Source organism: Nitrospirota bacterium (genome assembly GCA_035873375.1).
Classification (GTDB): Bacteria; Nitrospirota; Thermodesulfovibrionia; order Thermodesulfovibrionales; family JdFR-85; genus BMS3Bbin07.
Genome location: JAYWMQ010000053.1, coordinates 1 through 18688 on the forward strand (window position 1 = coordinate 1; position 18688 = coordinate 18688).

19 protein-coding genes and 1 other RNA gene are annotated in these 18688 nt (G+C 47.4%); all 20 read right to left on the bottom strand.

Features of this window, described 5'->3' with window-relative positions; all coding sequences use genetic code 11:
- Positions 1-174, bottom strand: a 174-nt coding sequence (locus tag VST71_11305; GenBank protein MEC4686307.1) for a helix-turn-helix transcriptional regulator, incomplete at its 3' end; no start/stop codon positions are given.
- Between the two features lie 512 nt (positions 175-686).
- Positions 687-1775 carry a Fic family protein gene (locus VST71_11310; protein ID MEC4686308.1) on the bottom strand — a complete coding sequence of 363 codons (1089 nt, stop codon included), beginning with the start codon at positions 1773-1775 and terminating at the stop codon, positions 687-689.
- A 107-nt stretch (positions 1776-1882) separates the two neighbouring features.
- Entirely contained in the window at positions 1883-2215 is a 333-nt protein-coding gene (locus VST71_11315; GenBank protein MEC4686309.1) for a hypothetical protein, read from the bottom strand.
- A gap of 725 nt (positions 2216-2940) precedes the next feature.
- Entirely contained in the window at positions 2941-7002 is a 4062-nt protein-coding gene (locus tag VST71_11320; GenBank protein ID MEC4686310.1) for a P-loop NTPase fold protein, read from the bottom strand.
- 76 nt (positions 7003-7078) lie between these two features.
- Entirely contained in the window at positions 7079-7267 is a 189-nt protein-coding gene (locus VST71_11325) for an MIT C-terminal domain-containing protein (protein MEC4686311.1), read from the bottom strand.
- A 274-nt stretch (positions 7268-7541) separates the two neighbouring features.
- Positions 7542-7890: a transfer-messenger RNA gene (ssrA, locus tag VST71_11330) on the bottom strand.
- Positions 7891-7903: 13 nt separating this feature from the next.
- Positions 7904-8344, bottom strand: a complete 441-nt coding sequence (smpB, locus tag VST71_11335) for an SsrA-binding protein SmpB (protein MEC4686312.1) — start codon at positions 8342-8344, stop codon at positions 7904-7906.
- Between the two features lie 95 nt (positions 8345-8439).
- Positions 8440-9897, bottom strand: coding sequence for an Asp-tRNA(Asn)/Glu-tRNA(Gln) amidotransferase subunit GatB (gene gatB, locus VST71_11340; protein MEC4686313.1), 1458 nt, complete (start codon positions 9895-9897; stop codon positions 8440-8442).
- 143 nt (positions 9898-10040) lie between these two features.
- The gene (locus VST71_11345; GenBank protein MEC4686314.1) at positions 10041-10658 is read right to left on the bottom strand and encodes a ribonuclease HII; all 618 of its coding nucleotides are present in this window, start codon (positions 10656-10658) and stop codon (positions 10041-10043) included.
- A gap of 18 nt (positions 10659-10676) precedes the next feature.
- A complete protein-coding gene (gene rplS, locus VST71_11350; protein MEC4686315.1) occupies positions 10677-11027 on the bottom strand; it encodes a 50S ribosomal protein L19 in 351 nt (116 codons plus the stop codon).
- Entirely contained in the window at positions 11024-11758 is a 735-nt protein-coding gene (trmD, locus tag VST71_11355; protein MEC4686316.1) for a tRNA (guanosine(37)-N1)-methyltransferase TrmD, read from the bottom strand. The genes rplS and trmD overlap by 4 nt, the downstream gene beginning before the upstream one ends.
- Before the next feature lie 19 nt (positions 11759-11777).
- A complete protein-coding gene (gene rimM, locus VST71_11360; GenBank protein ID MEC4686317.1) occupies positions 11778-12284 on the bottom strand; it encodes a ribosome maturation factor RimM in 507 nt (168 codons plus the stop codon).
- Between the two features lie 111 nt (positions 12285-12395).
- Positions 12396-12626 carry a KH domain-containing protein gene (locus tag VST71_11365; GenBank protein MEC4686318.1) on the bottom strand — a complete coding sequence of 77 codons (231 nt, stop codon included), beginning with the start codon at positions 12624-12626 and terminating at the stop codon, positions 12396-12398.
- A gap of 33 nt (positions 12627-12659) precedes the next feature.
- Positions 12660-12896, bottom strand: a complete 237-nt coding sequence (gene rpsP, locus VST71_11370; GenBank protein MEC4686319.1) for a 30S ribosomal protein S16 — start codon at positions 12894-12896, stop codon at positions 12660-12662.
- A gap of 102 nt (positions 12897-12998) precedes the next feature.
- Positions 12999-14330, bottom strand: coding sequence for a signal recognition particle protein (ffh, locus tag VST71_11375; GenBank protein MEC4686320.1), 1332 nt, complete (start codon positions 14328-14330; stop codon positions 12999-13001).
- Positions 14331-14339: 9 nt separating this feature from the next.
- On the bottom strand, positions 14340-14669 hold the full coding sequence (gene trxA / locus VST71_11380; protein MEC4686321.1) for a thioredoxin: 330 nt from the start codon (positions 14667-14669) through the stop codon (positions 14340-14342).
- A gap of 88 nt (positions 14670-14757) precedes the next feature.
- Positions 14758-15111: a response regulator gene (locus tag VST71_11385; GenBank protein ID MEC4686322.1), complete on the bottom strand. Its 354-nt coding sequence runs from the start codon at positions 15109-15111 to the stop codon at positions 14758-14760.
- Positions 15112-15195: 84 nt separating this feature from the next.
- Positions 15196-15831: a response regulator gene (locus VST71_11390; protein ID MEC4686323.1), complete on the bottom strand. Its 636-nt coding sequence runs from the start codon at positions 15829-15831 to the stop codon at positions 15196-15198.
- Between the two features lie 224 nt (positions 15832-16055).
- Positions 16056-17138 carry a c-type cytochrome biogenesis protein CcsB gene (ccsB, locus tag VST71_11395; GenBank protein MEC4686324.1) on the bottom strand — a complete coding sequence of 361 codons (1083 nt, stop codon included), beginning with the start codon at positions 17136-17138 and terminating at the stop codon, positions 16056-16058.
- Positions 17131-18555, bottom strand: a complete 1425-nt coding sequence (locus tag VST71_11400; GenBank protein MEC4686325.1) for a cytochrome c biogenesis protein ResB — start codon at positions 18553-18555, stop codon at positions 17131-17133. The genes ccsB and VST71_11400 overlap by 8 nt, the downstream gene beginning before the upstream one ends.
- Positions 18556-18688: the final 133 nt, after the last annotated feature.

Sequence of the window (18688 nt, forward strand, 5' to 3'; positions counted from 1 at the left end):
AAAGGCGTCAAACTGCGCCCGGGCCAGCTTAAATGGCGTGGTCTTGCCGTTTTCCCAGCGGTTGATCGTGGCAAAGCTCACCCCCAGCTCATGGGCCAGCTCTTCCTGGCTGATCCCCAGTTGCCTTCGGACTTCCCTGACCAATACCGGAAATGTCTTTGGACTTTCGATCATTGCGACATCCTTTGCCGTGTCTTTGCACGGCTGTTTTCGCTCTGCAAGCAAGCATGTGTTTGCCCACGGCCAGCCAGGCTCAGGCAATCCGTCCAACCCGCAATACGAAGATATAATATAACAGGTGTCATGTCACGTGCAAGGAAAATCTAATAACTACGGCAGCCGCTGAGGCTTAAAGAGCGAGATAATTGCAGCACCCTTATCCACGAACCATGGACCGGCTATCCCTGATGTGCTGCTCAAGAAAAGCGAGGTGTGACAGGTGATGCAAAAACATTTTCTGAGAAGGACAAAAAACATGTCCACGACATGGACACAACGCAAAAACATGTCCATATTTTGTCATTTTATGGACACATTATAACAATACGTCCACGTTATGGACATGTTTTTCTGGCAAAAAATTGCTTTCCTAATAGACACTGCAGACGTGCATGTCGCAACCACCTGCACCGATTTCTGAATTTGTCATGCATAAGTTACACTCAGGGACTGAACCGGCACACAAACTATTTCCCTGCCAGCAGATCATAGAGCCGCCAGTTCAGATACAGGGTTTCCCGGCCAATTTTACGGGCTTTCAAAGTCCCGATTTCCTCCAACTCCTTGAGATATTCCGCAGCTGTTTTTCTCTTGGCAATACCCGCCTCTATCAGAAACTTCCCCTTGGTGTATGGCTGACGAAAAAGCAGCTCGATGAGCTCCTTGGAGTAAACATGGCGGGGGAGTTCCTTACGGGCTTTTTCCATAGTCTCCTCCATCAGGTTCCGGATGGCGATAATGCGCTCGCGGGTAAACCCGGCGGTCTCTTCAACTGCTTCGAGCATAAAGAGAATCCACCGTTGCCATTGACCCTTTTCCGTAACCTCCCGAAGAAGGCGATAGTATTCGCTTTTGCGTTCGATTATTGCTTTACTGAGATAAAGCACCGGCAAATCAAGCAACCCCCGAAAGACCAGAAACAGGATATTTATTATTCGGCCGGTTCGGCCATTACCATCGGGAAATGGATGTATCGCTTCAAACTGGTAATGGATCAATGCCATTTTGATCAGAGGGTCTATATCGTCCTCAGAATGGATAAAATCCTCCAGATTCTTCAGCTTGTCCCGGATGATCGACTCACCTTCAGGTGGTGTGTAGAGAACCTTTCCGGTGGTGCTGTTTACAACCTTTGTCCCCGGCGTTTTGCGGATGCCCGCCTGGTTTTGCTTGATTGTCTGAACGATCCTGACAAATAGATTTGTAGACAACACCGGTCGCTTTTTCAGCGTATTGTACCCCCCCCAGAGAGCTTCACGGTAACGAAGCACTTCTTTGGTGGCAGCATCTATCTGACTTGTATTGGCGGTAAAGGCCCGGAACAAGGCATCATTGGTTGTGATGATGTTTTCAATTTCAGAACTTGCCTTTGCTTCCTGAAGAATCAGTGAATCGAGTAACATAGCCTGGTTGGGTATCGTCAGCCCGACTCCCTTAAGCTCGGCAAGGGCACGGTTTGCGGCGATGGCTCTTTTAAGGATAGCTTTTGTTTCAAAGCCCGACTCAGGAGGCAAAGGCGGAAGGCTATTGTAGGGTTTATCCGGATCAAATTTCATTTAACCTCCCCATATCCCAAAGCCTTCAGATTCTTCCTGATCGCGGCTTCAATCTGGTCAGCTTTGGCGAACTGCTCGTAAATTTTTGCCGTAAGTTCGGTCATCTTTTACTCGAAAGGTATGCCGTCGTCCTCAACTTTGGCCGCAGTTCTCAAAGCCGAGATTGCCTGCCAGCCGTCGATAAGGCCTTCATCCTTGCATACAGGGCAGAACCAGTGAATCCGGTCGTCTATCTCAAATTGGATTTTCAAAATGCCCTTGCACGATTTTCTCTCCGGCCGCCGCCAGCATTTTGGCGCGTCACCTCCTGATAAACCCCTGTCATGTAATGTTATCCAGGTTATGATCTCCGCAAGCTTTTTCACCTTGAGCCGCAACTGAGGCGCAGCCGGTCCGTCTTGCTGTTTGTTCAACCAGTGTCTTATGTCAATTACCCACATTTATCAGACCACTCCTTTCAACAAACTTGTGAGTTTCCGTCCTATAGCACCCTCCAACGGCCTGCTGTTCATCTCAGCCATTCCTGCCCCTCGTTTCCGAATCAAGTCTTTTCGCCAACTACAGAAGTCTCCATAGCAACACGTCTACATCCAGGACCACTGATTGTACTTTTGCCTCACTCACCTCACTCACCACTCACTATGTTTGAAAAAATGCCTATTTTACAGGTGCTTACAAATTCCAATTACAATTTTAACGAACCACTATCCCTTAACCAATTGAATTTATTCGAAAAAACGTTGGGACAGTAGTGATAGTCCGTGTATAAATGTCTTTTTGTCGTCATGCCCCGAAAACAGAAAACGTTCGGGGCATCCAGAATGCATTGAAGAGACTGGATTCCGGCCGCCTAAAGATACCGGTGCTTCCCGTGTGCGGCCTCTCCAAATGGCGATCAGGAATTCACCGATTTCGTCCCCGTATGTTCCGTCAATACGGAGCACATACCCCTGGTTGCTGTGGTGCCGCTCATCAAAAGACCGTAAGAGGGCGGATTCGGGGCTGAACAGCCCTGAGCCGTCCGCACCAGGCGATTATCCCTGCTCTGGAATTTTCTCTTGTCATCATTCTTTATTGTTTGTGAAATGTGTAGACCTGAACTTCTTTGTTTCCATGACCCCTCTTTGTTTCCAAAAACGAAAGCTCATTTTAATGAATGTCCCCGTTATTCGTGCTGATCTTCTCCGTCTTGTTTAGTTTCCTTTAGGTATTTTTCTAATTCCTTTCGTTTACCAGGGAATATTTCCTTTAGAATCTCGATGTCGTCTTCATTGACAGAGAATTCATCAGTATTCAAATCTTTTAGCTGTGCTTCCCCACCAATATTGTGTAGCCAAGTGGCTATACGACGTTTCATCTCGATAGATGACGAATTGAGGAATGCATTAAGCAGAGACTTTGCGAGCAGACTTTTTTCAGATGCGCTTCCAAATAATGCATTCGTCTCATCGGCAGATTCGATGACTGTATTTTGAGTTTTAGGAATGTTGTCAGCGGAGAAAAGAGTAGGGATAGCATTTAAATAGAATTCTTTTTCTACCTTCTTGCCCAAGTTTATAGCCTGGCTCCACAATCTATCCTTATGTTCATCAGGGGTCTTGCTATCTTCCAGGCACGTATGCAGAACTTCAGCACACATTTCGGCATTCATACTATCCAACCATATTGCCAAGGCTCGATCCGGTTCGTCTTCTGGCCCAATCATACTCTGAGACAAAATAAGAGAGGTTGCCTGTTGCAGTCTGTCTCTGGCCAAAAGAGGCACAATATGCTGCCATGCTACTCGAAGATCAGAAAAAGCATCGTCAGCTGAATCAATGCCCTCCATAAGCTTTACAATATCTGCTGGTTCTGGAGCCTCTTCAAATGATTTCAGGACTGCTAAGGAGGCTTCCCTATGATATGACCAAAGGTCGCACGCCAATTTTACGACGCGTGCAACATTTCCATCTCCAGCCACAAGACCAAGCTTTATCATCTTGGCCAATGAGAGCAGAATCCCATCCGTGTTTTCTTGCGCTGGATTACTTGTCGCAACTGTCAACCCATTATTGAACACTGTTGTCATGTTGATACCCGAGAGTTCTTCAGGCCAGTGGTCAGCAATTATTTTGTGCAACCAAGCAAGCCAAACAGGCTGGGATTGTGCATTATTAAATAGATGCTGGAGATTACCTCCAGCACTGCTATGTGGCTCGTTGTTGAGCATCATTACCATAGTCGGGAACAGCTTCTTCACAAAAGGCTCAAAGTCATTATGTCTATTTTGCAGCGCCTGGAATGCCTGCTGCATATGGGACTGCATTTCTTTCGTGGTATAACCTGCCGATGTCAGCGAATTGAAGAAACTGGCATACTTACGGGAAGCAACATCGTCTACTTCAGGGACAGTTAGAAGTTTATTAAGTTCTTGTAGAATTTGCTGTCGCTCTTCTTTATCCAATAAATCCTGAAAATGCCTTGCCAACCATGAGATCCCCGTATCTGGAAGCTCCGTAAGAAGATTGGATACCATATGGGTTATCACTTGGTGAGCCATATCCCTGGAGGCTTTTGTAAGAATATCGATTATTGCAATACAAAACTCGTCGGGTTCTTCGGTAAGAGAATATGCGATTGCTAAGTTTGCCAGCTTATCCAAGGCCTGCTCTTCAAGGTCGTTTGTACGCGTGGATGCAATCTGCAGTAGAATTTTTCCCCCTTCCTTCCACTGATCGATGCCCCATGAGCTCTCATCCTCCATATCTCTTAAAAGCCGGGTAGATAGTGATGCTACAAACGAAGAGATAAAGGTCCCGCCAGCACCATCCTTGTGGCGGTTTGCGTAATCCCAGGCGAAGGATAGAGCTTCCTCTGTTTTTACTGACACCATGCGCGTCAACTGCTCCCACAGTACTGGGCGGTCATCCTCGCCAGCTGACCATAAATTATCAAAAACAATCCGGCAGCGCTGAAAAGCTGCCGCAAGGTTGAGATCAGCTGTTCTTTCGTTCTCTATCTCACCAATTAAAAGATCCGTGTATTTACTGCCAAGTTTAGGGAGTAGGATATTCTGATATCGTTCCATCCATTGATCGAGAAGGCCATATGGAAGAGTAGCTGATTCTTTGCCTAAAGAGATTGTGCGTTCTAACAACCAGTCGCAGAATTTGTTTTGCGGTTCGGATGGAAGTCCGTGTCTATCCCAAACCGAAAGGGCCATAGATGCAATTGTTTCGGCCATGCGCTTGGCCTCATCAAGCGATGGAGGTTGCATTGTTTCCAAAAGCAATGAGAAACCGTGCGAATCTCCATATGCATCATCAATAAGCAATGCAACAATACATCGCTGATAATCTGGGTGGACCTTATCAAGGATTCTCGCGATTATTTCAACGCCTATGCGTGATCTGAAGTCTTGAGAGAGCTCTAGTTGGCGACATAATGGATGAAGTAATCTTGGTTGCGAAACGGCAGGAATCCGTTCAGAAATAGAAGCTACTACGGCGACGGCATGATTTCGTCTGGTTTCAGATTCCCCTTCGAGATCCTCGATGATATTTGCCAATAAAAGTGCGTCCTCTTCTGATATAGGCTTATTATCCTTATCGCGCCCAAACTCCTGTAGAACACCTATAGTATCTCCGGAGACGAGCGCGGCAACTATATTCGCCGCTCTACTGCCGTATTTACGAGTAACAGGATCTTGGGTTAATTGTATAAATGGTTGTATCGAGTCCGGCCAACGAAGTCCTCGTAAGCTGCCGACAAAGCGTCGAAGAGAAGTATGCTCGGGACGGAGTTCACTATCTTTACAATACTCAGACAAGAGATGTTTAGGCTTTGGTGGGAGGTCTTCAAATTGCCGACTTTGTTGCACAAAAACTTCAGTAAAATATCTAATTAGATCTGACTCTTCTTGTAGTTTGTTATAAAAGTGAGGATAGTTGACCTTTAAGGCACTTATGACTGCGAGAGTTACTGGGTGTTTTGTTATTGTCCCTTCAAGCAAGCCGCCAGCTCGCTGAGTGCCTGAGCCGGAATACTCACGTTTTTGGGCAAGCCACCAGGACTGGATAAAGGCATTTACTATCTGAAGAGCATTACGGGGACTTGAAACGTCAACATGAATCATACGGTCCACAACATTACCAATATGTCCACCATTCTTTTCGATTTCTTCTATGGTGTGCGATGCTGCTCCTTTTAGGTGACGAAGTGCAAAATTGCGCATATCCTGCTTCGGAAAGGGCGGGATTTCCAAACGGAACTGAAAAATACGGTCGAGATACTTTCTGGCATCGTCTCGTGTGATAACAGCACCAGGGAGGTCAGAATTCATTTGACGCCGTTTAAGAGCCTCAGCTATTCTGTTTTCATCGCACGAAATTACAAAAATAATACCCAAGACGTCTTGTGGCAGATCCATAAACACACGAATTGCATCAAGTCCATCAACCATTTCATGGGCGGACAAACGGTCCAAATCATCAACAAAGATTACGAGCCGTTCATAACTCTTGTGGCTTTTCTTGAACTTAGCAATCTGGTTTACCAGCAATTCCTCATATTCTTCTGCAGACGTTTTAGGCATCTCAATTCGAGTTGCTCTGGAATATCTCGGAATCAAGAAAGTCGCTGCGTCTCCCAAGTATTTCGTGGCGAAAGCACCTGCTAAAGAAAAAGAAAGAGATATAATCCCCAAAGCGGTGGGGTCATTGACACCGAGCCAGAATTTGGTGATCAACACCATGGAAAAAAGGATGATCAAGAAAACTGCAACAGGAATTAGATTCCACACTCCCTTTTCGTAAACCTCAAACCAGATATCTTTCCATGTTCTCGGCTTTAGAAAAGTACTCTTGATTTGATTATAAAGTTCGTCTTTGAGCGTTTGATCGCTACCCCCAAGCTCCAAAAACACGTGCCGTAGCAATGCACGTTTAATATCACTGCTGCCACCATATCGCCAAGCATTGAATGTGAGGGCCTTGATGCGTTGACTTCTCTTTTTCCCGCGAGAAGAAGTAGTCGCATCATCCTGCAAGTCCTTTAGATAGAGAGATTTGATTGTGCTCTTGCCAGTACCCCAAGGACCAAGCAGTCCAATACTATATGGTGGTTGATTATGCTCAGATTCGATTAAGCTCCTCAAAGCATTCGCGAAATCCTGGTGTCCGAAGGCATCATCAGCTTTCGCGGTAATCTCTCGATCCAGGATGCTCGGCATCAGCTTTGACTGTGGCATAATTACCCCGTTTCCTTTTAGGTCCTCTATCGGGTCCCTCTCCGTCCTTCTATTTGCTGTTCACGACAACAATTCATCAAGAGGCCGCTTTCACTCGAGTGTAGGTGATTGTTGTTGCCTTACATTTCCGTTTCGTCTGATCCAGGAATCCCAAGGTGAACTTATCCTCCGGTTTTTGGAATATGTCGAGTCCACGGCCCAAGATAATTCTCCACCCCGTGTCCGTTTCTATCCATCGGTCATGAAGATTGTTGTAGAAAAACAGGGGTCAACATTTGACATTTCTCTTTGTTGTACCACCTTAGCCGTTCTCTTTCCGCTATTTTGCTGTTATTAACTGCATTTTTAAAATGATAACCAAGGATTGGCTATGGCCGAATGTCAAATATTGAGACCTGAACTTATATATTGAAACTTCATCAGCCTTCACTTCTCAATATATTTCGAATTGTGCTGTTTAAGCCGGCCCGCCAGCCTTCGTTTCAAACTCCGGCTTGGTTCACCGGGCCGTAGCTCGAAAGATATTGAGAAGCGAAGGCTGGTGGAGGCGGTGGGAATCGAACCCACGTCCGAAAGCACTGCACTCAGGCTCCTACATGCTTAGTCTGTCTTTTGGTTTTCAGGCAATTGAGCCGCCGCCAGACAGGCTTCTCAATGCCTTATTCCTCTTTTAGTCTCGCCCAACACCAGAGGAAGGAATGTCAGGCCAGCCTGCTGATCGACACCTTTTCGGGATAGCAGACATCTCCCGAAAGATGCGCTGCTTTAATTAAGCAGCGAGTGCCAGTTCGTTGTTGGCGTTTGTGTTTTTTCCCGTCTTTATTCGTGGTGACGGAACCACGGCATGCAACCTGAGTCTCGTAACCCCCGTCGAATCCATACGCCCCCTAATCGTTAACTATCAATGCTTAAGTGCCCGTTCAATCTCACGCTTTGCCTCGCGCTCCTTTATCCGTTCACGCTTCTCGTAGAGTCTCTTGCCCCTTGCAAGGGCTACCTCTACCTTAACGTACGGCCCCTTAAAATAAATCTTCAATGGTATAAGGGAAGAACCCTTCTGGGCTGCCTGGCCCATCAGTCTCTGAATCTCTTTTTTATGAAAGAGCAACTTCCTCGTCCTTACAGGGTCATGATTCATTATATTGCCGTATTTGTAAGGACTGATATGGCAGTTCAGCAAAAAGGCCTCGCCATCCTTTATTATCACGTAGCTGTCCTGAAGGTTTGCCTTGCCTTCCCTCAGGGACTTGACCTCGGTACCGGTCAGTACAATGCCAGCCTCATAGGTCTCTTCTATGTGATAGTCGTGATAGGCCTTCCTGTTTTGACATACTACCTTCATTTATTATTATACCACAAAGAGTTTTTGGAAACACGGGCGGGTTGTGCCTGTTAGTCTGTCAGGATAATAGCTTGCCAGCCGGCTCGCCGGCATTCTCAGGAAAGCTTTTTTCTCAAAAGTTCATTAACAAGCTTCGGGTTTGCCTTACCCTTTGAGGCCTTCATTATCCGGCCTACAAAGAATCCCTGAAGCTTTGTCTCACCGCTGCGGTACCGCTCAACCTCAGCAGGATTTGCAGCCAGGACTTCATCTATCAACTTCTCGATCTCCGAGGTGTCGGTTATCTGGACAAGCCCCTTCTCTTTTACAATCGCTTCCGGGGCTTTACCGCTGCGGAACATCTCCTCAAACACGGTCTTTGCAATTGCACCGCTGATCGTACCGTTATCCATAAGCTTCAGCATGTCAACCAGATGCGCCGGGGTCAGGGGCACCCCTGATATCTCCCTGCCTGTCTCGTTAAGGAGCCTCAGAAACTCCGACATCATCCAGTTGCTCACTGCCTTTGGCTTGCCGCCAAGCCTGACCGCCTCTTCAAACCACTCGGCAACCGTCCTCTCCTCAGCAAGCATCCCGGCATCATAGTCCGGCAGCCCGAACTCCTCCGTATACCTCTTCCTCTTCTCATCAGGCAGCTCCACAAGGCCTGACCTCATCTCATCAATCCACTCCCTTGACACCTCAATCGGCACGAGATCGGGCTCGGGAAAATAGCGGTAGTCATGAGCCTCTTCCTTTGAACGCATTGACACGGTAATGCCTGCACCTGAGTCCCAGAGTCTCGTCTCCTGAATAACCCTGCCCCCCTCCTTCAGGATCTTTACCTGCCTCTTTATCTCATACTCAAGGGCCTTCTCAACAAACCTGAAGGAGTTTATATTCTTTATCTCCGCCTTTGTTCCAAGTTCATCAGCCCCAACCGGCCTTAAAGAGACATTGGCATCGCACCTGAGGGAGCCCTGCTCCATGTTGCCGTCACAGACTCCGAGGTATCTGAGGATGGCCCTCAGTTTCCTCATAAAGGCTGCGGCTTCCTTCGGTGTCCTGATATCAGGCTCTGATACAATCTCCATAAGGGGCACACCCGCACGGTTGAGGTCAACAAGACTGCCGTCTTTCTGATGTATGTTCTTTCCCGCATCCTCTTCCATATGAATGCGTGTTAAACCTATCCTTCGCTCAATCCCGTCAGTCACTATGTCCACATATCCATGCTCGCAGATGGGGAGTTCATACTGGCTTATCTGGTATCCCTTGGGGAGGTCGGGATAAAAGTAGTTTTTTCTTGCAAACCTGCTGTAAGGAGATATAGTGCAGTTCATGGCAAGGCCTGTCTTCACTACAAAATCCACAGCACGGCGGTTCAGAACAGGCAGAACCCCGGGCATACCGATACAGACAGGACAGGTCTGCGTATTATGGCCGGAGCCAAACCGGGTGGAACAGCCACAGAATATCTTTGTATCCGTTAAGAGTTGAGCATGTATCTCAAGGCCTATTACTACTTCGTATTCTGTTCCTTCCGACTTACGGCTTATGACTTCCGATGACATTGCATGTACCCTTTCCATTGCCGAATTTTTTTATTTCAGGTGTTGTTGAACCCGGCAATAATTTTAACCCCAAACCAGCTGATTTATCAAGTCATGGAATGAATAAAAAATCCGAGGGTTAAAAAAATCCATATTTATTTACCTTAAAACGGCAGGCTGAGTGCGGCAACCGGAGAGAAGCTCCGGCGGTGGATGGGACAGGGCCCGTGTTTTTCGAGCATCTCGATATGCATCCGGGTTGCATAACCCTTGTGTTTTCTGAAACCATAGGCAGGATAAAGGGAGTGAAAATGCTCCATCAGCCTGTCCCTGGTAACCTTTGCTATTATTGATGCCGCTGCAACCGAGGCACTGATACTCTCTGCCCTCGGCATGGAGACCTGCTTTATCTTCAGGGGAAGCTCCATTGCGTCTATTATCAGGATGCCGGGGGGATTACCGAGGTCCTCTATCGCCGTTATCATTGCCTGCTTTGTGGCCCTGTATATATTTATCCTGTCTATCTCATCAGGACCGATAACCCCTACCCCTATACCTTCAGCCTCAGTCAGTATCTCCCAAAACAGGGCCTCCCTCTGCTTCGGGCTAAGTTTTTTGGAATCCCTGAGCCCGGGGATCCTTACAGCAGGAGGCAACACCACTGCCGAGGCAACTACAGGGCCTGCCAGAGGCCCTCTGCCGGCTTCATCCACCCCGGACAGGGGATTGTAGCCCTGTGCACGAAAACGGTCGTCATAGGTGTAAGGATCTTCAGAGGCCACGATAGTTGCCCATCAGTATCAGCGTCTGAAAAGCTCTTTTTCCTTAACCTTGGCAGCCTTCCCCTTCTTGTCTCTGAGGTAGTAAAGCTTTGCCCTCCTGACATCTCCCTGCCTGATGACTTCAAGCTTCTCGATAACAGGTGAATGAACAGGAAAGATTCTCTCCACACCGATGCCGTGAGAGACCTTTCTGAGCATAAAGGTCTCCCTTATACCACTGCCTTTACGGCCTATAACAACACCTTCAAAGGGCTGAATCCTCTCCTTGTCTCCCTCTACAACCCTGACGTGGATCCTTACAGTATCACCAATATTGAATTGCGGAACCTCTTTCCTGAAAGCCTCCTCTACAGAGCTTACCATATTCATTTTTCTTCCTCCTTTATCTCCCTGATCAGTTCATTATCCTCTTCACTGAGGTTTACTCTCTGCAACAACTCGGGTCTTCGCTGAAGGGTATGCCTAAGCGCCTCTTTTCTCCTCCACCTTCTTATCAACTCGTGGTTTCCGCCAAGCAGCACATCGGGCACCCTCATCCCCCTGAACTCTACAGGCCTTGTATACTGGGGATAATCGAGCAGACCTGTTGTAAAAGACTCCTCTTCAGCAGACCTTGAGTCTCCAAGAACACCCGGCAATAATCTTGTAACGGCATCTATTATAACCAAAGCAGGCAATTCTCCACCAGTCAGCACATAATCACCGATGGATACCTCCTCATCCGACACCGCCCTTATCCTCTCGTCAAACCCCTCATACCTGCCAGCTATAAAGAGGATACGCCTCCTGTTTCCTGCATATTCCTCTGCAAGCGACTGGTTAAAAACCCTGCCACCCGGTGTAAGCAGCACTTTAAACCTCTCCTGCCCATCCCTGTTCAGATAATCCAGGGCATTAAATACCGGCTCGGGTTTCAGGACCATCCCTGCCCCGCCTCCGTATGGAGAATCATCAACCTGACGGTGTTTGTCCGTGGTAAAGTCTCTTATGTTATAGACATCCACACTGACAGCTCCCCGCTCTATTGCCCTCTTCATGATACTCTCCGAGAGGTAAGACTTTATTATACCGGGGAAAAGTGTCAGCACCTCAAATGTCATGGTGTCAAATATCCCGGGCTCATTCAAGAAGCCCCGCCTCCGGGGAGATAACAATCCTCTTGTTTCGTATGTCTATATCCCTGACAACATCCTTTATAGCAGGAATCAGGTACTCCTTCTCCCCCTCCCTGACAACATAGACATCATTGCTTCCGGTCTCGATTATGTCGGTCACCCGTCCGATATATTCACCGTCAACAGTAAAGACCCTAAGACCGATTATCTGATAATAATAATAAACACCATCAGGTAACGGGGGACTCTCCTCCTCCGGAACCATTAATTGCCCTCCTCGGAGGGCTGCGGCATCTTCAGGGGAGTTAATCCCGCGCAATTTCATAATGACTGTACGGCCATAGGGCTTGGAGTATTCAATGGTAAATTCCTTTATCTCGTCATCAAATTTGATATACACTCGAGATACATCATCAAACCTTTCCAGAGAAAAAGTGAGGGGCAGTACTATAAATTCCCCCTTCACTCCCCGTGATTTGACTATTCGCCCGATACTGACAAGAGAAGACATAGTTTATCCTGAAGATGGAAGATCTGACTTTACCGGCTTAAAGGCAGGAGCAAGGACACTGCCCCGGAAGGGGCGCCCCCCTTCCGGGTATATCATTCTTTTATTCAAGTTTTATTCGAGAATTTCAAGGACACAGCGTTTACCCATCTTGGTTCCCGCTGCAGAGAGGATTGTCCTCATCGCCCGTGCTGTTTTCCCCTGTTTTCCTATTACCTTACCAAGATCACTCTGAGCCACTCTGAGTTCAAGAACAGTGGTTTTCTCACCATCAACTTCCTGTACAACGACCTCTTCAGGTCTGTCAACCAAAGCCTTAGCCATAGATACCACTAATTCTTTCATCTTCTGCCACCTCCATCAGATTGATTCGGCTGCCTACAGGCCAGCCTTCTGTAATAGCCTCTTGACCGCATCAGTCGGTTGCGCACCACGCTGTAACCAGAACCTGGCCTTTTCCGTGTCAATCTTTATTTCAGAGGGGTCCTTCATTGGATTATAAAAACCCACGATCTCAATAAAGGCTCCGTCCCTTCTGGTCCTTGAATCTGCAACTACAACTCTGTAAAAAGGTCTCTTATGAGCCCCCAACCTTGTTAACCTGATCTTTACCAACTACTCACCTCCTGCATCTGACTATATTTAGCATACCGGTAATAGGGCATACAACCTTAGAATTTTAATATACCCGAGGGGGTAAAGTAAACCCTGCCCCGTTCAAAAGGGCATCGGCATGCCCCTGAATTTACCTTTTTTGCCCTTTTTGCCTTTAAACATCTTCAACATCCGCTTCATCTCCTTGTACTGCTTCAGCAACCTGTTTACATGGGTAACGGTTGTGCCGCTTCCAAGGGCAACCCTCTTCTTTCTGCTGCCGTTCAGTATATGGGGATTTCTCCTTTCCCGCGGGGTCATGGAGCTTATAATGGCCTCTATCCTCGAAAACTCCTTTTCATCCACCTGCACACCCTTCAGCTGTTTACCCATCCCGGGTATCATGGAGAGGAGGTTCTCTATCGACCCCATTGACTTTATTTTCAGCAACTGATCCCTGAGATCCTCCAGGGTAAAAGTCTCATCGGTAATCTTCTTCTGAAGCGCCTCAGCCTCTTTGACGTCAACCGCCTCCTGGGCCTTCTCTATAAAGCTGAGGACATCACCCATCCCGAGGATCCTTGATGCAACCCTGTCAGGGTGAAAGGGCTCTATCATATCTATCTTTTCACCAACACCGATGAACTTGATGGGTTTGCCGGTTACAGCCCTTATTGACAGGGCAGCACCACCCCTTGCGTCTCCGTCCATTTTTGTCAGTATTATTCCGTCTATGCCCGTCTGCTCGTCAAAACTCTTTGCAACAGTAACGGCATCCTGTCCTGTCATGGCATCAGCCACAAAGAGGACCTCATCCGGCTTTACCGCGGCCTTGACACCCTCAAGCTGACTCATCAGCTCCTCATCAATATGGAGCCGTCCTGCGGTATCTATTATAAGGATATCCCTTGCATCCAGCCGTGCCTTTTTCAGGGATGCACTGGAAACCGCTACAGGGTCCTTCTCATCCCGGGCAGAATAGACAGGGACGTCAATCTGGGCTCCCAATGTAGTCAACTGGTCAATTGCAGCAGGTCTCTGCAGGTCTGCAGCCACGAGCATGGGCCTCCTGCCCTGTTTTTTAAACAGATTGGCAAGCTTTGCCGCAGTCGTTGTCTTACCCGAACCCTGAAGACCGATCATCATGATTACTGTTGGGGGATTTGGAGCGAATAATATCCTTTCATTCTGACTGCCGAGGAGCTCGATCAACTCCTCATGAACGATCTTTACAACCTGTTGGCCGGGGGTCAGGCTCTCAAGAACCTCCTTGCCTATGGCCTTTTCCCTCAGTCGGGTGATAAAATCCTTGACCACCCTGAAATTAACGTCAGCCTCCAGCAGGACGAGCTTCAGCTCTCTGAGGGCAACATCAACATCCTCTTCCTTTAAAAACCCCCTGCCCTTGAGCTTTGAAAATATACCTTCTAATTTTTCACTTAAAGAGTCAAACATCTCCCCTCACTAACCTAAAAACTGGTCAATTTTTGCCTTGAGCTGGGGTTTTGGAACGGCCCCGACAATCTGCTCAACCTTCTCGCCATCCTTAAAGAACATAAGCGTGGGTATACCCATAATCTTGTATCTGCTGGCAATATCAGGGTTTTCGTCAGTATTCAATTTACAGACCTTGACCTTACCTGCATATTCCTTTGCTATCTCTTCAACAGTAGGTGCCACCATCCTGCAGGGGCCACACCATACCGCCCAGAAGTCCACCATTACAAGCCCTTTAAACCCCAACACTTCCTGATCCCAGGATGATGTTGTTACTTCTATAACGCCTTCAGCCATATGAACCTCCTGTCATGAATTTTTATAAGTATCTTAAATAGTTAATCAAGTTATTATATTTTTCGGAAAAAGAATTTGTCAAATAAGTTCAGATTATCTTCTTCAGTGTCTCTTCCAGTTCACTGAGTTTAAACGGCTTTTTAAGTGTAAGGACACCCTTGCTTCTGAAATCACTATCCATCTCAGGCGTGATATAGGCAGAACAGACTACAATATGAGGCCTTTTGCTCTTTTTGCAGAGTTGATCCACCAGAATTGAGCCATTGCCTTCGGGCATTTTCAGGTCAGTAAAGACTATATCAAAATCAAAGTCTTCCTTCCCGGTAATAACCATGGCATCATTAATATTTGAGACCGAGGTCACTTCATAACCCCACCGCTTCAGAGCCCTCTCAAGAAACCACCTTACAAGCTGCTCATCGTCAACCACAAATGCTTTCATAGCTCTCCATACAGGACAATGTCTGTTTGTAATCCTGAATAACCCCGCCTCTTTTTACATTCGAAAATCAAACCAAGCCCCTTCTCACTCAAGGAGGCCACCCTTCTGCATTCTATATTCTAACTCATCTCCCGTAATATTCAGAAGCCCTGCAGCCCGGCCCTGGTCTCCTCCGGTCATCTCAAGAGCCCTCTCAAGCAGTTTTCTTTCAAATTCCTTAATATCCACACCACCGGCCGGTATACTTATCTCAAGCTCCCCTGAACCGGATCGGCCGACTATGCAGTCAAATCCCTCAAAACCGTTCTGCAGGGACAGTTTAGTCCTCAACCGGCTCACCTTTTTTCGAAGCACCACGGTCTCAAATGCCTTTTTTATCAGGATATTCAGTTTGTCCATATTAAAAGGTTTTTCAATAAAGTCATAGGCCCCCATCGTGACAGACTTTACAGCGGTCTGAATATCTCCATAGGGTACGATCATCACGACAATGGCATCCCTGTCAAGCTCCTTTATCCTCTCAAGCACGGTCATTCCGGAGATATCCGGCAGATGGATATCGAGAAGGGTAATGTCAGGGCGTTCCTCCTTATACAGCTTCAATCCCTCTATCCCCTTTTCTGCAGTAATAACAGAGCATCCCTCCTTTTCGAAGTTCTGCTGCAGGGACCATCTCAGGAGCTTCTCATCATCTATTATCAATATCCTGGCTTGCTTCAAGGGAATCTCCTTTCACACTATACTCCGAATCCATTGATAAATGGTTGTTGGAAGCAATATGACAGACTCTTCACTCATTCTCGTCCCGGCCATCCGTCCGGGACTCCGAGGTAAGTATCAACGGATACTTAAAACCGTTCAGAGCCTGTCATATCGCTTCTTTCCCCATGATTGAGGCTTTTTATCACTATCTCCTGGTATAGTTTACTCTATTATAATATCCACTATCCCAGGGCTCCATAACTGTGAAGACCGGACAGTAACAGATTAACACCGAGATATGTAAAAACCACGGTAACAAAACCCACAACCGCAACCACTGCCACCTTCCGCCCCTTCCAGCCCCTCATAAGGCGGGCATGCAGGTAAAAGGCATAAACAAACCATGTAATGAGTGACCACGTCTCCTTCGGGTCCCAGCTCCAGTATACACCCCAGGCCTGATCAGCCCAGATGGCACCAAAGATGAGCCCACCGAGGGTAAATATGGGAAAGCCTACAGCTATAGTCTTATACGTCAGTTCATCGAGCAGATCAGTGGTTATACTGAAGGCAGCCACTATCCTCTTTAACAGATAGCCGTATCTCCAGACCAGGGCAATAATAACTACGGACCCGATCCAGCTTGTCAGTGACACCGCAGCTGAAGCGCTCTTGAAGGTTGCCCTGAAGAGGTAGCTCTTTATTACCTCGGAATTAGTAGCCAGAACGTGATACTTAATGAAATCAAGACCCATGGCTGAAAGCAGGACAATGAGGACGCCAAGTGAAACCGTCCAGAAGATATAGGCCGGCTCGGTCCTTTCTTCAGTCTTCTCTATCAGGTACATAAGTGCCGTGCCAAAGGATAGGCCGAATGCGGCATAGGCAATAAAGCTCATCGTGACATGTGCAAGCAGCCAGTTGCTCTGAAGCGCGGGCATGAGTGGCTGTATCTCCTTAGACATGCCTGTCATCTCTATAAAGGCCAGCGCCAGGCCTGCCACAGGGGTTATAAAGGCACCGAAGGAGCGGTTCCTGTATTTAAACTCAATAACAAGATAACCAAGGATGAGGCACCAGACAAAAAATATAAGGGATTCATAGAGGTTTGAGACAGGCGGCCGCCAGAAACTCCTCAACCCCATTTCATAACCCTCAACCCATCTCATCAGAAACGCAGCGGTCTGAGCCACAAAACTCGCCACAGTTATACCTGTGGCAACCACCCCTATCCCTCTCTTCCTGAAGACCAGGTATGAAATATATGCAACCATCGAGAGCATATATCCAATAGTTGCTATACCAAAGAGCACCGAACTATCCATCTGCTTCTCCTGACAGGCCCGCTATAAACCTCTCGATCTTTCTTTCAAAGGACGGTCTGTTCTTGCTTGCTGTGGCAAGCACTGTGACCGTACTGTGCCTGCCCTCGCTTCTGACCAGGACCCAAATCCTCCTGTGGCTCATGAAAAAGGCCATGTAAAGGCCCAGAGTCATTATACCACTTCCAAGATAGACCAGCCACACGCCGGGGTCCTTTCTGACCTGCAATCCCGTATATTGAACCCCCCAGTAGTCTACAAGCTCTACCATATTGCCGTCAGGGAGACGCCACGTTGCAGGAAAGCGCCTCAGTATCCACCCTGCATACTTTGCCTTGCCCCCCTCTGAAAATTCTATGTAGACGGCAGGGTTGTTCATCATATCCGAATACGTAAAGGTCTTCCCTGAATTATCCATGGCAAGGGCAGGACTGAAGTCCCTGATTGTGCCAACAATCTCTGTGCCTGGTATGACAAAGGACTCACCGGGCATCCTGTTAACGGTCACTGCCTTGCCACTGCTGCCCCTGATTTTCAGAATAAAATATCCCTGTGCATCGGGAACCATTCCATAATTCGACTGGTAAAAAGTATACCCCCCATACCTTAGTGGAGAGTTAACCTCCACAACCTTTTTCAGGACCTCTTTTCCGTCCCTGATAACAGTAAGGCGGCTTCTGTAAACCTTCGGCATATCCGACATATCATAGAACTCAACATCAAAGTCATCACACCTGATGGCAAAGCCAAGCTTATGCTCGGTATCATCCCTTGCATATGCAATATCAGAGATATAGCCCTCCTGAATGGGCAAATAACCCCTGAAGCCAAAGAATACTCCTATCACCGCACCCAGCATAATGACGATGATGCTGAGGTGTGTTATATAGACACCGAGCCTTGAGTACCTACCCTTCTGTGAATAGAGCTGGTAACCTCCGTCCTCCATGGCACTCTCTTCAGCATTGAACCCCAGGGATTTAAGCACCTGCACGAGTTTTTCCCTTATAGACGCGGGGGACCCCTTTAGCTGTACGTTCTTTCGTATGGGAACGGTCATGGCCATCAGTGGAGAGAGCGGCTTCAGCGGTTCGCTGACGAGTTTCCATATTCGGGGAAGCCTGTCAAGAGAGCATATAATGAGGTTTGCTGAAAAGAGGGCAAGAAGGGCCACGAACCACCACGAACGGTACATATCCATAAAACCGAGGGTCTCGAAAACCCTGTATGCTGAAGGGGCAAGGGAGTCTCCGAAGAGCCGCTTCAGGAGTATCAGGTTCTTTTCAGGCTCTCCTCCCTGCTCAATAACAGTACCAACTATGGAAGAGAGGGCTATAAGGAAAAAGAGCACGACAGCAAGCTTTATCGATGCAAATAAATCCCATATCCGGTCAACAAAGCTCTTTTTCCGTTCTGTCATCTGCTCCTGCTCTCCTCTCAACACGCCTACTTAATACTAATATTTTCCATAAACTTCTAACAAGTAAGCCCCGTTCGTCAAAATCAACCACTTAAGAGCTTGCTGCCAAGCCCTTGTTTTGTCTCCCTGAACT

Excerpts from the sequence above, each read along its gene's own strand:
- VST71_11320 (MEC4686310.1), bottom strand. The coding sequence starts at position 7,002 with ATGCCACAGTCAAAGCTGATGCCGAGCATCCTGGATCGAGAGATTACC.
- trmD (MEC4686316.1), bottom strand. The coding sequence starts at position 11,758 with ATGACATTTGAGGTGCTGACACTTTTCCCCGGTATAATAAAGTCTTAC.
- smpB (MEC4686312.1), bottom strand. The coding sequence starts at position 8,344 with ATGAAGGTAGTATGTCAAAACAGGAAGGCCTATCACGACTATCACATA.
- trxA (MEC4686321.1), bottom strand. The coding sequence starts at position 14,669 with ATGGCTGAAGGCGTTATAGAAGTAACAACATCATCCTGGGATCAGGAA.
- VST71_11365 (MEC4686318.1), bottom strand. The coding sequence starts at position 12,626 with ATGAAAGAATTAGTGGTATCTATGGCTAAGGCTTTGGTTGACAGACCT.
- ccsB (MEC4686324.1), bottom strand. The coding sequence starts at position 17,138 with ATGGATAGTTCGGTGCTCTTTGGTATAGCAACTATTGGATATATGCTC.
- VST71_11400 (MEC4686325.1), bottom strand. The coding sequence starts at position 18,555 with ATGACAGAACGGAAAAAGAGCTTTGTTGACCGGATATGGGATTTATTT.
- VST71_11315 (MEC4686309.1), bottom strand. The coding sequence starts at position 2,215 with ATGTGGGTAATTGACATAAGACACTGGTTGAACAAACAGCAAGACGGA.
- rimM (MEC4686317.1), bottom strand. The coding sequence starts at position 12,284 with ATGTCTTCTCTTGTCAGTATCGGGCGAATAGTCAAATCACGGGGAGTG.
- VST71_11310 (MEC4686308.1), bottom strand. The coding sequence starts at position 1,775 with ATGAAATTTGATCCGGATAAACCCTACAATAGCCTTCCGCCTTTGCCT.
- gatB (MEC4686313.1), bottom strand. The coding sequence starts at position 9,897 with ATGTCATCGGAAGTCATAAGCCGTAAGTCGGAAGGAACAGAATACGAA.
- VST71_11385 (MEC4686322.1), bottom strand. The coding sequence starts at position 15,111 with ATGAAAGCATTTGTGGTTGACGATGAGCAGCTTGTAAGGTGGTTTCTT.
- ffh (MEC4686320.1), bottom strand. The coding sequence starts at position 14,330 with ATGTTTGACTCTTTAAGTGAAAAATTAGAAGGTATATTTTCAAAGCTC.
- rplS (MEC4686315.1), bottom strand. The coding sequence starts at position 11,027 with ATGAATATGGTAAGCTCTGTAGAGGAGGCTTTCAGGAAAGAGGTTCCG.